The organism is Chitinophaga caseinilytica, from assembly GCF_038396765.1.
In the GTDB taxonomy this organism is placed as follows: Bacteria; Bacteroidota; Bacteroidia; order Chitinophagales; family Chitinophagaceae; genus Chitinophaga; species Chitinophaga caseinilytica.
This window is the reverse complement of the sequence record NZ_CP150096.1, coordinates 23,431-37,144: the sequence shown is the minus strand read 5'-3', so window position 1 is coordinate 37,144 and position 13,714 is coordinate 23,431. Positions and strand designations below refer to the sequence as shown.

Annotated in this window: 11 protein-coding genes; all 11 read left to right on the top strand. The window is 58.5% G+C overall.

Annotated features, from left to right (window positions below; genetic code table 11):
* Nucleotides 1–26: 26 nt before the first annotated feature.
* From WJU22_RS00155 to WJU22_RS00105, 11 genes are read left to right on the top strand one after another with little or no spacing between them, the layout of a single operon-like run.
* The gene (locus WJU22_RS00155; RefSeq protein ID WP_126247623.1) at nucleotides 27–458 is read left to right on the top strand and encodes a phage tail protein; all 432 of its coding nucleotides are present in this window, start codon (nucleotides 27–29) and stop codon (nucleotides 456–458) included.
* Nucleotides 459–461: 3 nt separating this feature from the next.
* Nucleotides 462–974, top strand: a complete 513-nt coding sequence (locus WJU22_RS00150) for a phage tail protein (protein ID WP_341841303.1) — start codon at nucleotides 462–464, stop codon at nucleotides 972–974.
* A 12-nt stretch (nucleotides 975–986) separates the two neighbouring features.
* A complete protein-coding gene (locus tag WJU22_RS00145; protein ID WP_341841302.1) occupies nucleotides 987–1,175 on the top strand; it encodes a DUF5908 family protein in 189 nt (62 codons plus the stop codon).
* 1 nt (nucleotide 1,176) lies between these two features.
* The gene (locus WJU22_RS00140; protein ID WP_341841301.1) at nucleotides 1,177–1,953 is read left to right on the top strand and encodes a hypothetical protein; all 777 of its coding nucleotides are present in this window, start codon (nucleotides 1,177–1,179) and stop codon (nucleotides 1,951–1,953) included.
* Nucleotides 1,950–3,686: a type VI secretion system tip protein VgrG gene (gene vgrG, locus WJU22_RS00135; RefSeq protein WP_341841300.1), complete on the top strand. Its 1,737-nt coding sequence runs from the start codon at nucleotides 1,950–1,952 to the stop codon at nucleotides 3,684–3,686. Before WJU22_RS00140 ends, vgrG begins: the two co-directional genes overlap by 4 nt.
* 6 nt (nucleotides 3,687–3,692) lie before the next feature.
* On the top strand, nucleotides 3,693–3,983 hold the full coding sequence (locus WJU22_RS00130) for a PAAR domain-containing protein (protein ID WP_126247614.1): 291 nt from the start codon (nucleotides 3,693–3,695) through the stop codon (nucleotides 3,981–3,983).
* An 18-nt stretch (nucleotides 3,984–4,001) separates the two neighbouring features.
* Nucleotides 4,002–4,403 (top strand): GPW/gp25 family protein, encoded by a 402-nt coding sequence (locus WJU22_RS00125; RefSeq protein ID WP_126247612.1) that lies wholly within the window; start codon nucleotides 4,002–4,004, stop codon nucleotides 4,401–4,403.
* Between the two features lies 1 nt (nucleotide 4,404).
* Nucleotides 4,405–7,677: a baseplate J/gp47 family protein gene (locus WJU22_RS00120; protein WP_341841299.1), complete on the top strand. Its 3,273-nt coding sequence runs from the start codon at nucleotides 4,405–4,407 to the stop codon at nucleotides 7,675–7,677.
* A gap of 18 nt (nucleotides 7,678–7,695) precedes the next feature.
* On the top strand, nucleotides 7,696–8,769 hold the full coding sequence (locus WJU22_RS00115; RefSeq protein ID WP_341841298.1) for a tail fiber domain-containing protein: 1,074 nt from the start codon (nucleotides 7,696–7,698) through the stop codon (nucleotides 8,767–8,769).
* Nucleotides 8,770–8,775: 6 nt separating this feature from the next.
* On the top strand, nucleotides 8,776–12,102 hold the full coding sequence (locus WJU22_RS00110) for a hypothetical protein (protein WP_341841297.1): 3,327 nt from the start codon (nucleotides 8,776–8,778) through the stop codon (nucleotides 12,100–12,102).
* Nucleotides 12,095–13,708, top strand: coding sequence for a contractile injection system tape measure protein (locus tag WJU22_RS00105; protein ID WP_341841296.1), 1,614 nt, complete (start codon nucleotides 12,095–12,097; stop codon nucleotides 13,706–13,708). The genes WJU22_RS00110 and WJU22_RS00105 overlap by 8 nt, the downstream gene beginning before the upstream one ends.
* The last annotated feature ends 6 nt before the right edge of the window (nucleotides 13,709–13,714 follow it).

The following is a 13,714-nucleotide window of genomic DNA, read 5'->3' as shown; positions in this document are numbered from 1 at the left end:
TCATCCATTCAATAAAAAAATGAGTTATGGCGAATTATCCGCTTCCCAAATTCCACTTCCAGGTTGAATGGGGTGGGGCAAACATCGGGTTCACAGAAGTATCCGGCCTCGACGTCCAGATAGACCCGATCGAGTACCGCGACGGTGCCAGCCCGGAATATGTCAAAACAAAAATGCCGGGCATGGTCAAATACAGCAACATCACCATGAAACGCGGCACTTTTAAAGGTGATAATCAGTTCTACGACTGGTGGAACACCGTGGCGCTCAACACCATCGAACGGCGCAACGTCACCATCAGCCTGCTGAACGAAAACCACGAGCCCGTGGTAGTATGGAAAGTCAAAAATGCATGGCCGATCAAGGTGCAAAGCTCAGACCTCAAATCTGACGGCAACGAAGTAGCCATAGAATCCATCGAACTGGCACATGAAGGCCTGGTGATCCAAAACGAATAGCATATGTCTGCCTTTGACACCCCACAGGTCGGTTTTCATTTCCTCGTCCTTTTCGAGATCATTCCGCAATTCCCGCAAGACGTGCGCTTCCAGGAAGTGTCTGGTCTTTCGGTGGACCTGGAGATGGAAACCGTAGCCGAAGGCGGCGAGCACCGCTTCGTGCACAACCTCCCCGTTCGCTCCAAATTTGGTGACGTAACGCTGAAACGCGGAAAAATGCTCGGCTCCGGCGTGCTACACTGGGCACGGCAAGGCCTGGAAGAATTCCGGTTCAAACCCAGCAACGTCCTCATTTCCCTGATGAACGCCGATCATGTACCGCTGTATAACTGGTACCTCATCAACGCCATCCCCAAAAAACTCGAAGTCAGCTCCTTCAACGCGGGCAACAACGAGATCGTCGTGGAAACGTTGACGCTTTCCTACCAGTATTTCAAGTACTACGACCCCATCAGCGTCGGGCTGGACCTGGCCGCAGGGCTCACTGCCTCGCTCGACGTCAATATCGGCATCTAAAAACCACCGCGTATGCCCATCGAAATCCGGGAACTCGTGATCCGCGCCAGGGTCGAAGAACCCCAATCAGGACAATCCGGCCCTGCGGGAACATCATCTGGCGGAGGCGCCACCTCCTCGTCCCAACCCGATATTCAGCAGATCGTGGCGGCATGCACCGAAGAGGTCATGCGATTATTGAAGAAACAAAAAGAACGTTAACATGCTCGAATCCGTATTTGGCGGCGGAAAGCTGGAGAAAATGATCATCCGCGCTTTCAAGCCCACAACGAAAGCCAAGGACACACCCGTTCTCAGCGATGCCGACGGCGACAAGTACATGGTGCAGGTAAACCCGGACAATTACGCGATCAATTACCGCGTCAATTACAACCGCCGCCCCGCACCCGGCAACTCCGGATCGGTAGCCCGGTACACACATACCTCGCCGCCCGGACTGGAATTCACGTTCCTGTTCGACGGAACGGGCGTGGTGCCGAAACCGGCCGGTCCGCTGGACAATGTGCCCATCGCCGGTGCCATTGCAGACCTCATCGCCGGCGGCGATGAATACGACGTGATGACCGAGTTGCAGAAATTCGCGAAAGTGGTGTATCTGTTCGAAGGAAAGGAGCACCGGCCGCGGCGTGTACAGCTGAATTGGGGAAAGCTCGTGTTCACGGGCGTTTTGAGCACGCTGTCCATCACCTACAAACTCTTCAAGCCCGACGGTACGCCGTTGCGCGCCGAAGCCCGCGCAGGTTTCGAAGGTTCGATCGAGGATATGTTGCGGGAGAAGAAGGAAGTGAAAAGCTCGCCAGACCTCACGCACGTTCGCCAGGTGATCGCCGGAGACAATATCCAGCTGCTGTGCCAGGACATTTACGGAACACCGGATACTTACATCGAAGTGGCGCGGGCGAACAAAATGTACAATTTCCGCAGGTTGAAGGAAGGTTCCGAAATATTCTTTCCGCCTGTTAAAAAAGATGGAAAATGAGTGACGAGACGTTACTGCCGATCGAACAGGAAACAAGCCTGGTAACGTTTACCGTAACGGTGAACGGCGAACTGGTGACGGGGGATATCCCTATCCTTTCCATCACGGTTTGGAACGAGGCGAACCGCATCGCCGGCGCAACTTTGGTTGTGTCTGACGGCGACGCGGCGTTGGCAGACTGGCCCGTCAGCGCCGGGGAACTCTTCCTTCCCGGCAACGAAATAGAAATTACGGCCGGCTACCACGGCCTGGAAGAGATCATTTTCACCGGCCTCGTGGCCTCGCATTCCCTGCGCCTGCGCCAGCACTCGTCTGAATTGCAGGTGGAATGCCGGCACAAAAGCTCTTTGCTTGCCATCGGCCGGAAATCGGCGCTGTTCAAAGACCAGAAAGACAGCGAGATCGCCGCCACCATCCTCGACGCGCAGGAACTGACCGGCCAGATCGAAGACACGCCCGTTACGCACGCCGAAATGGTGCAATACAACGCCACCGACTGGGATTTCCTCATCACCCGGCTCGATGCGCTGGGGTTTGTTGCAGTGGCCAATCTCGACAAGATAGACATTATCAAACCCGCCGTGGAAGCAGAAGGCGTCGCCACCTTACGTTTCGGCACCAATCTCCTGGAATTCGACGGCGAAATAGACGGTTACCTGCAATACGGCAGCGTGAAGGCCCAAAGCTGGGACCCCGCGCAGCAGGCCTTGCTGGAAGCCGAATCCACCGAACCGGAATGGACGACGCCCGGGGACCTCGCAGCTGCCGACATGGGCCTGCCGCTCGTGACGCTGCGCCAGCCGGCAGGACTGAAAGAAGAAGAAGTACAGCAATGGGCCGACGCCGCCGCGCTCCGCAGCCGGATGGCCTTCCTTTGCGGAAGGGCCCAGGTGCAGGGGTTTTCTTCCGCCATGCCCGGTATCACCGTAGCCCTCGAAGGTATGGGCTCCCGGATGAACGGAATGGCCTGGGTGAGCGGCGTCCGGCACGAAATCGCCGCGGGGAACTGGACCGTGGAGCTGCAATTGGGTATGCATCCCGAAAAGCACGCAGATAAATTCCCTGTTCAGGCAAAGCCCGCGGGCGCCCTGCTGCCCGGGATCAATGGCTTGCACACCGCCATCGTCAAAGCCCTGGAAGGCGACCCCGACGGCGAAGGCCGCATCCTGCTGCAAATCCCCTCCGTAGACACGGGCGACGACGGCGTCTGGGCCCGCGTTTGCACACTCGACGCCGGCAGCGACCGCGGCACCTGCTTCCTGCCCGAACTGGAAGATGAAGTGCTGGTGGGCTTCCTGGACGACGATCCCCGTTATCCCGTAGTGCTCGGCGGCCTGCACAGCAGCGCCAAAGCAGCACCGCTGGAACCTAAAGACGACAATCACGAAAAAGGATTGTTTACCCGCAGCGGTATGCGCATCCTTTTCAACGACGATAAAAAGACCCTCGTCATCGATACGCCCGGCGGGCACCTGGTGTCGCTCGACGAAGACGCTGGCGAGGTCACGATTAAAGACAAAAACGATAACAAAATCGTACTGTCCCAGGACGGGATCACGATCGAAAGCGCGAAAGACCTGGTGATGAAAGCTTCCGGCAGCATCAAGCTGGAAAGCTCCACAGGGTTTGAAGCCAAGGCTGGCACGCAGTTCAAGGCGGAAGGCTCGGCAGGGATGGAGATCAGCTCCAGCGCCAATACCGTGATCAAAGGGACGATGGTACAAATAAACTGACCGATTATGTCAATGGCCGCAAGAGTGGGCGATATGCACATTTGCCCCATGGTAACAGGAACGGTGCCGCATGTAGGCGGGCCCGCACTGCCTCCCGGTGGCGCTACCGTGATGATCGGCGGGATGCCGGCCCTGCGCGTGGGCGATATGTGCACGTGTACCGGTCCGCCGGATTCCGTGGTGAAAGGCTCCGCCACCGTGATGATCGGCGGGATGCCCGCGGCGCGGATGGGAGACAGCACGGCGCACGGCGGTTCCATCGCCATCGGATGCCCTACCGTCATGATCGGCGGTTAACGTTTAAAAAGATTTGTTATGCCCCAGGAAAACGCATTTCTCGGAAGAGGCTGGAGCTTCCCGCCCAGTTTCTCCAAACAGGACAAGTCGGTAAAAATGCTCGATGCCGAAGCCGACATCGAAAGCTGCATCTCGATCGTTCTTTCCACCGAATTGGGGGAACGGGTGATGCAACCCTCTTTCGGCTGGAAAAGGGACCGCTGGATCTTCGAATCCCTCGGCACCACCACGGCTACGGCCATCCAGTCGGAAATCGAAACCGCATTGATCGTGTATGAACCGCGCATCCAGCTCAATAAAGTAGTATTGCAGCAAGACCCCGCCGAAGCCGGGAAAGTGATCATCATCGTCGATTACACGATCAGAAGCACCAATGCGCGCCACAACCTTGTTTACCCGTTCTATCTAACCGAAAAATAACATGAGCGCATCCGCACATATCTTGCAGTACCTGCTGTCGGCCGACGGCCTGAATCAGCCCGGCCGCTCGCAGCCCGCCCTGGACCCCGCCGCGCTTCCGGTAGACGGCCGTACCCTGGGCGACCTCGCCGCGTTCATCCACAAAATGGCGGCACAGGTGCGGTATTACGACGAACAGCGGTATCCGCAGGGCGACTGGCAGGCGTTTTTCGAACAGATCAGCGGCGCCAGCGAATCCGAATTGCAGGCGATGCTCGCCGGCCCGGGGAACCTTTCGCCCCACCTGGCCTTGCTCATGGCTTATTTCAGGGCGTTCTCCATTGTTCGTGCAGACATCAACCAGCTCACCAAAAAACGACTCGATTATTACTACGAAGAAGTACTGCGCCTGCGCCGTACTTCCGCCCGGCCCGATAAAGTGCATGTATTGTTCGAACCGTCGAAATTTGCGAAGCCCCTCCTCCTGAAAGCCGGCACGGAACTGGACGGCGGCAAGGCACAGAACGGGAAACCCCTCCACTACGCGCTCGACAGCGACCTGGTGGTCACACAAGCGAAAATCGGCGGGCTACGCAACAGCTACCGCGATTTCAATACCAACGGCAAAAGCATCCTGTTCCGGTCGATGGACGCATCCACCGTGCGCATCGGCACGCGCACCGCATGGCGGCCGCTCGGTACCCGGCAGTTGCCCATCCCCGAAGACAGCGGGCGGATGGAAACCGCCACCATCGGATGGGCCGCAGCTTCGCCGAACCTCCTGCTTTCCGAAGGGCTGCGGACGGTTAAGATGACCGTTCGGATGAAAGCCCCCGTCATCACCACCGCCGTTATCATCACGCCACACCTGAAAGTGGCGCTGAGTACGGAAAAGGGATGGATGGAAGCAGACTTCGCTTACAACGCCATGCTCAAACCGAAAGGCGTACAGCAACTGAACGCAGACAATGAAGCTACGCTGGAAGTGACGGTGACCATTCCCGTGGAACTGCCTGCCATCACCGCGTATAAGGAAGCGGTGCACAAAGGCGCCTTCCGCACGCAATGGCCCGTCATGAAAGTGAGCCTCGAGCCCCAAAGCTTCCTCATCGAGCAACTGAGCGCCTATACTTTGATAGACGTGACGCTGGACGTGGGCGCGCAGGGGATGAAGAAACTCGTGCTCCAAAACGACCAGGCGCTGCAGGCGGCCGATAAACCCGTTTCGCCGTTTACCAGCCTGCCGCGCATCGGCTCGGCATTTTATGTGGGCAGCCAGGAAGCGTTCAGCAAAACTTTGACATCGATGAAGCTGACGCTGGAATGGCAGGACCCGCCGGCCGATTTCAGCGAATACTACGAAGGTTATGGAAACGATAATGTGCAGAACGGCGTGTTCCGGGCGGATGTTCACCTGCTGAACAACCGCAACTGGGACATCCGGCTGCTGAACAAGGCGCTGCTGTTCGTGGGCAACAACCCCCTCGCGCCCGCGCCTATCACCGTCATCGAAAGTACTTTCACGGCGCAGACCGCCGCCCAGCCCTATCGCCGCAATCCCTCGCTGGCCCTGGGCGACGGCTTCACCCACGATGTGAACCAGGGCTTCGTCCGCCTTTCGCTCGTAACACCGACTGCCGCCGAGCTGGACAATATGCCGGCGGAAGAACCATTCGAAGCATTTGGGCATAAAACTTACCCTGTCGTATATACGAAAACGGTCATCGCGATCAGTAAAATGACCAGCGGCACGCCTCCTCCGTTGCCCAAAACGCCCTACAATCCCGTGCTCAAAAGCGTGGCGATGGATTATACGGCGAAAGATACCTTCCTGCCCGACGCGCCCAACGGCATCGACCAGTTCTTTCTGCAAGACCTGTTCGGCCCGGCAGAACCCGCCGCCCATAAGTCTTCCGGCATATTGCCCGAGCATCCCGGCGGCGGCGCGCTGTACCTGGGGCTCGAAGGCGCCGAAGCGCCGCAGACAGTTTCGCTGCTCCTCCAGATCGAAGAAGGCAGCCTCGAAAGCGACACCCTGTTGCGCAGCGCCGATTTGCACTGGAGCTACCTTTCCGGCAGCGAGTGGCGGGCCATCACGGGGACCGATATTCTCGAAGAAAGCACCAACGGGCTGCAGCGCCCCGGCATCATCCGCCTCAACATCGGCGCGGATGCCAGCCTGGAACACAGCAGGATGCCTTCGGGCATGCGCTGGCTGCGGCTGCATGTAGACGATAATCCTGGCGGGGCCGCATCTGTGAAAGACATTTTCACGCAGGCCGCCACCGCCACCCTGCTGTTGCCGGAAACGGGCAGCGGCGGGTTCGAAACCCACCTGGCGGCGCCCCTGGCAGCGGGCTCCATCAGCAAATTGGTACGGAAAATACCGTCGCTGAAGAAAGTGACGCAGCCTTTCGCTTCGTTCGACGGGCAAAGCCAGGAATCGGACACTTCGTTCTACCGCCGTGTGAGCGAACGGTTGCGGCATAAGAACAGGGCCGTGTCTACCGAAGATTACGAACGGATGCTGCTGGAATATTTCCCCGGCATCTACAAAGTGAAATGCATTCCGCACAACACGCGCGACGGCTGGATGGAACCAGGACAAGTGCGGATGGTGGTGGTGCCGGACTGGAGGAAACGCCCGACCGGCGACCCCTTGCAGCCAAAAGCGAATTTGCATCAGCTGCGCGAAATGGGAGATTTTCTCACGGGGGCGTTCACTTCGCCGTTCGTCAACCTGCAAATCGACAACCCGACATACGAAACCCTGCTGATCGATTGCCAGGTCAGCTTCAACCCCGGATTCGATCCCGGATATTACGGCCAGGTGCTGGAAGAAGATCTGAAACGCTTCCTCAGCCCATGGGCGTACGACGAAGGGCAAGACATCGTTTTCGGCGGCAAACTGCACGCATCGGAGATACAGTCGTTCATCGAAGGGCGCGATTACGTGAATTATATCGTCGACTTCGCCCTTTACCACCGTCATGATACGGTACTGGGCGGAGGGATCGGCGATATGAAGATCGGGACGGATTTCATCGTGGGGATCACGCCCGAACCGGCGATCGCATCTTCGGAAGACAATACCATCGCAGGAAAGGCCATCGGCGTCGACTTCGTGATCGGGGAACCGGTAGACGTTGCTTCGGCCACCCGGCCGGACGCCATCCTGGTTTCCAACGGAAGCCACCGCATCATGGCGCTGCCCGACGGGGCCATTACCTGCAGCGGATTGCAGGACGGCATCGGGCAAATGGTCATCGGGCTCGATTTCATCATTTTTTCTTAATCCTAAAAAACTTGCATCATGGCAGAACGTAGCAAAGCCCATTTGAAACAGGAGTTCCGGGACGGTGAGCGCCCGACCGGTAAAGACTTCGAAGACCTGATCGACTCCTTCGTCTGCAAAACGGACGACGCGGTGACGGTAGATGCGCTCACCCACAACCTCAACATTCCCGGCGGCATCAACCTCGCAGACACGGCACAGGGCAAAGCCGGCACGCTGCGTTTCAACAGCGGCCAGGTGCAGGTGCACAACGGCGCAACCTGGGGCGCCATCAGCGGCGGGAACGAGGTGTTCCAACAGATCAACAACACCCCGAACGTCGGTTACAGCGCCGGTAATGTGGGCATTAACGTCGGCAACGTTGCGCCCACCGCGCGCCTCGAAGTGCGCTTCAACACCGTGGCCCCCACGGCCATCGATCTGGCCAAGTTCGGGAATGCGGCCGTAGCCAACGGCGCTTCCGGCTTTACGGATTTCGCGGTGTTCGGCCATGCTACACACGTTGTACAGGCCAACAACTACGCCCTCCGCCAGGGCCCGAACGGCGACGTGTCTATCAACGCGCCTTCCACCCAGAACATTTCCTTCACCCACAGCCGCCTTTCCAACCGGATGACGCTCCATACCAGCGGCGCGGTGCTCGTGAACACCAACGCATTGCTGCCCGGCTCCATCATGAACGATGTGAACGGCAACAACCACATGCTGCAGGTGTCCGGCCATGCCGCCAAAACCCGCGGTGGCGGCACCTGGGCCGATCTGTCGGACTTCCGAGCCAAGCAGGATATCCGCAACCTCGAAGATGGCCTGGAGAAACTGATGAAGGTACGCACCGTGCGTTACCGCTACAACGGCAAATACAATACTTCCACAGACCATGAAGAATTCGGCATCATCGGGCAGGAAATCCGCGAAATCTTCCCCTACATGGTTTCTACCGGCAAAGCGATCGATGAAGTGACGGGCAAGGAAGACGATGTAGTGATGTTCAATGCCAGCCCGCTGACATTCGTCATGGTAAACGCCATCCAGGAACTGACCAACCGCGTGCAGGAACTGGAAAAAAGATTAAGCGCGCTCGAAGGAAAATAATATATCATGGAACCGATCACGCAAATACCGGCCGGTGCGCCACCCATGAAAGGGCAGGATTTCAACCTGTTGCGCGCGGAAGGGCTGAAAGTGCTGCAGGCTGCGGCCGGCGCCAGCTGGACGAACCACAACCTCAGCGATCCCGGCATCACGCTGCTGGAGGCCTGCTGCTACGCCCTCACTGAAGTGGGGCTCAAAGCAGGCATTCCCATGCGCGACCTGCTGGTGAGCGATGCCGGCGGGAAGGGACAGGAAAGTCCCACCCCGGGCGTGGTATTGCCCATGGCGCCGCTCACCATCAACGATTTCCGCAAAACCCTCATCGATCATCCGCTGGTGCGGAACGCGTGGGTTTTTCCGGTGGATGCTACGCTGGGAGGATTGTTGAAAGTGCTCCTCGAATTCGAAGACAAGCAGCTCAACACCAATACCTTCAACGTGCAGCTGAACGTAGACGTGAGCACACCGCCCGATCCGCCGCAGATCGTGAATGTTTCGATAGACGTGGCGCTGCCGTTCTGGGACGAAGCGGCCGTTCGGCCGTTCAGCACCGACATCCAGCTGCAAACCGTCACCTTCCAGGATTTGGGCGGGGGCGCGAACTGGGCGCTGATCGAGAATTCCACTTCCTACCTCGCACGCATCAACGTCAATTACCAGCCGCCCGCCGCTTCGGTGACGGAACTGGTAGTGGTGGTGCAAATCAATACGCCGCTGGCCGACCCATTGCAACAGGTCCCGAAAGTGCTGCAGGCGCTGCAAACGCATATTTCCACGCTGGGCGACAATTCCCCGGCCGACCAATCGCTCCTCAAGCAGTACAACCGCTGGGTGATCGCCGCATCTACGGCCGTCCGCACCGTGGAAGTCTACATGCGCGGATACCGGAACCTTTGCGAGCGCTTCGCTACCTTCAAGCCCGTCCGGCTGCAGGAAGTGGCCATAGCGGCGGGGATCGAGATCAATGCAGGCGTAGCGCCGGAAGAACTGATCGCGTCCATCCTGTTCAATATCGACCAGCATATTACGCCGGTGGCGGTGATCAAGGGGATTTCGGAGATGGGTGCCGATGTTCCGGTAGACGAGCTGTTTGAAGGGCCGCCGCTGCACGGGGGATTTCTTCCCGATGCAACACTCGTAGCCACGAACCTCCCGGAACGCCTGTTCAGCTCCGACATCCTGCGCATCATCCTCCGCCACCGCAACGCGGGCAACGAAGACGTGAACGTCCGCGAAAACGTGAACGGACGGAGGATCGTGTCGGTGCTCAGCCTCGGCATGTCTTTGTACATAGACAACCGCATCGTCACCGAAACCGCCCGCGACACCCTGTGCCTCGCCAACAGCCAGCAACACATCCCGCATCTGAGCTATTCCAAATCACGCATTACCTTATTCCGGAACGGGATTCCCGTTCCGTACGACTGGGATCAGGTGCTGGCCCGCGTGGAACAATTGAAAGACGATTGGCTGAACGGCAGTCTGGGCACGGGCGACGACCTGGCGCTGCCTGCCGGTGAAAATATTCCCGTGAAGGATTATTATCCCATCCAGGAAGATCTGCCGCTGGTATATGGGGTGGGCTCCGCGGGGCTCCCCGATTCCGCGACTACGCTGCGAAAGGCACAGGCGCTGCAGTTGCAGGGCTACATGTTGTTTTTCGAACAGCTGACGGCGGGGTTGACCAGTCAGCTCGCCAACCTGAATTCTTTCTTCTCCGCCAGCCCCGACATCGACCGTACCATTTTCAACCAGGCGCTGCCGCAATTGCCGCAGGCGCAACTGATCCTGGGAGACGGTTATCAGAGCGCATTGCAAACGGCGGCGGAAACGCCCGTCCAGTTCCAGCAACGGCGGAACCGGGTGTTGAACCACCTGCTGGCTGCGTTCGGGGAGAATATGAACGATACGTCCAGCTTCGCGTTCCATGACGCCTTGCAGCCGGATGAAGCTACGCCTTTGTTGCTGGGAGATTTGCTGGCGCATCAGCAGGCGCAGATGGAAAAGGCGTCGTTGCAGCTCATCCGGGAAAAATCCGCATTTTATTACGCGTTGCCGGTGTTGAGCCGGCACAGGGCGCAATCTTTCGGGAACCCGGTCTGGATGCAGGATTCGCTGGTAGACATTACGTTGTCGGCCGGGCAATACAACTGGACGGTCCTCAACGCCGCCGGGCAACCGTTGCTGCGCGGGTATACCGCTGAAGAGGAGCCGAGCTCCGCCCACGCCCGTGAAACGGCGATGAAAGCCCTCATGCAGGCGGCCGCCGCGATGAGCCTGGCGCGCTACAGCGAAGGCTTTGCCCCCCGGCCCGGCGCCGCGCCGTTCCACCTGCAGTTGCGCGAACATCCCGATGCGCCGCCATACGGGCGTTCCGTGGCACAGTACCCCGACGTTCCTACGGCCAATGCAGACATCGCAGCCATTACCGCGGCCATCCGCGGCCACTGGCAACGGTACGCGCTTTCGCCGCTGGAAAGGAAACTGAGCCATTTGCTGGAAATCGTGGTGCAGGAGAAAAGGCCGCTGCTGGCGCCTTTCATGGATTACTTCGAAGTGTTCGACGAGCCGCCGCCCATTCAAAAGAAATTCCGGCTGTTTTCGGCAGCTGTTCACGCAGGAACGGTTTTGCTCGTGAGTGAAGGTGTATATACCGGCGCCAACGATCCCGCGGCGGTGGCCGCAGCGGAAGGCGGCATCCGGCTGGCATTGAAAAAGGGATTGAAGCTGGAAAACTACCGCATCGTTCCGGCGGGGAATGCGTTCAATGTACAATTGATGCAATCTGCCGATACGGTACTGGCGTCGTCTGGCACTGCCTTACCGACGATGGAAGCCGCAAAGGCGCGCCTGCGCGAGATTTGGACGATGCTGAACCGGCTGTTCAGCGGCGAAGGGCTATACCTGACGGAGCACCTGTTGCTCGCGCCGGGCGACGCGCCTGCGCCGGAACTGGTGATCCCCGATGCGGGAGATCCTTATTCTTTCCAGGTGAGCGTGGTATTTCCTTCTGGTTACGCCAACGATTTCAACGGCGGGCCTCTGCAGGAGATCATGCCGGCGAAATACCGCGATCCCGAATTCCGCCGGTTCGCGGAAAAGCAGGTGCGGACGGCTTGTCCGGCGCATGTGCTGCCGCGGATTTATTGGGTAGACCGTGAGCTGCCGGGCGCTCCGGTTGGCGCTCCGGGTTTCACGCGCTTCGAAACGGCCTGGCTGGCCTGGCAGAACGCGTGGCTGACCGATGAAACGGACATAGCACAGTTACAGGCGCCGCGCGATGCGCTGGTGGCTGTTTTGAATGATATAACCGCCGCTGCTGAAAATGAATGACCTCCGTCATATGATCCATCGCCAGCTGTTTGAGCTGACGGCCCGGACGGGGCATCCGGCCTGGGAATGGGACCGCACTACTGCGGATTTCCACCGCGATCTGCTGTTGCCTGTGCTGGAAGCGTGTTTCCGGGAGGCAGACAAAAGCGGGGAACACCTGGTGATCGACCGGCTGGAAATCGATTTGGGTGTTTTCGGTGGAAAGGAAGCTTTCAGGAAGGAAGCCGGCGACCGGCTGCGGGAGCGGCTGGTAGAGGGTTTGCGGGTGAAACGACAGGAGGCCTCCGCGCAGGGGGACCTTGTTTCCACCGGAAAATCTTCCACCCCGTCATCCGGAAATAGAAATCCCGATTCCGGGTTAAACCCTTCATCAAACGGAGAAAAACAATCCACAAATGATCCCCGCCGCGGATTACCCCCCGCATTGCTGGACGGGAAAGAAGCACCGCTCGCCGCGTTCCTCTTTTTCCTGGCGGAAGGCCGGTTGCCATGGTGGTACGCGGAAGATGGAAAAGATGCTTTCGGCAAATTGTTCCAGCAGCATGTAACGGGATCGGATATACGGAAAATCCGGCACGCGATTGAAAATGGAAAGGCGATGGAGAATGCAACTTCCATCCCCGGCAATATTTACATCTCCGCGGAATGCGTCCGCTGCATACAAACTTTGGAAGATCCGGTGCTGTTGAGGATAGCTGAAGAAATGGGATGGGATTTCAAGGAATTGCTGGCCGAATGGGAATTGCTGGGTACCGCCGCGCAAGGGTTTCCCGGATTTTTCCCTGCGTTCCGCCAACGATACTGGGCGCTCGTATTGCAGTCGCCCGCCACCTCCGGGATCACCCAAGGCCAATGGGAATGGATCTTCCCCCAACATCAAACCCCGGAAAGCCTGTGCAATCTCCTGTCAGATAAAGCCTGGGAAGTGAAACGCCCATCGCTGCAAGCTTTCCTCGCATCAACATGGTTTACAGACGAAAACGAAATTGCTCCGGAACGGCGCGCACCCATCCCCGGAGAAAAAACGGTGGATCCGGAGACTGACCCCAGGCCCCGAAAGTCACCGTCATCAAAAGAAATTACCAAACCGAATATAACACCCGATTCGGAAGGCCTTTACGTAGAAGCCGCCGGCCTGGTGCTGCTGCATCCTTTCCTGTCGGAACTCTTTGCCAGCACCGGTTGCCGCGAAGGTAAGGATTGGGCACCGGGCGGCCGGCAGACCGCCGTTCGCCTGCTCGGCTACCTTTCCGACAACGATGCCGACCTTCCCGAATACCGGCTGGTTTTCCATAAAATACTGGCAGGCATGGCGCCGGAGGAACCCCTCGAAGCCATCGCCCCCGCCACCACCGCCATGCTGGACGCCTGCAACGAATTGCTCGACGCCGTGCTCAGCCATTGGAGCGCCCTCAAAAACACGGGCCGCGACGGCTTGCGCGAAGGCTTCCTGCAGCGCCCCGGCATGCTGCGGACCACGTCTGACGGCTTGCAGCTTGAAATGGAAAAACGTGCGCAGGACGTGCTCATCAACCGGCTGCCGTGGAGTTGCTCGATGGTGCGGCTGTCGTGGATGGAGCAGCTGCTGGCCGTAAACTGGATATGAAAATTT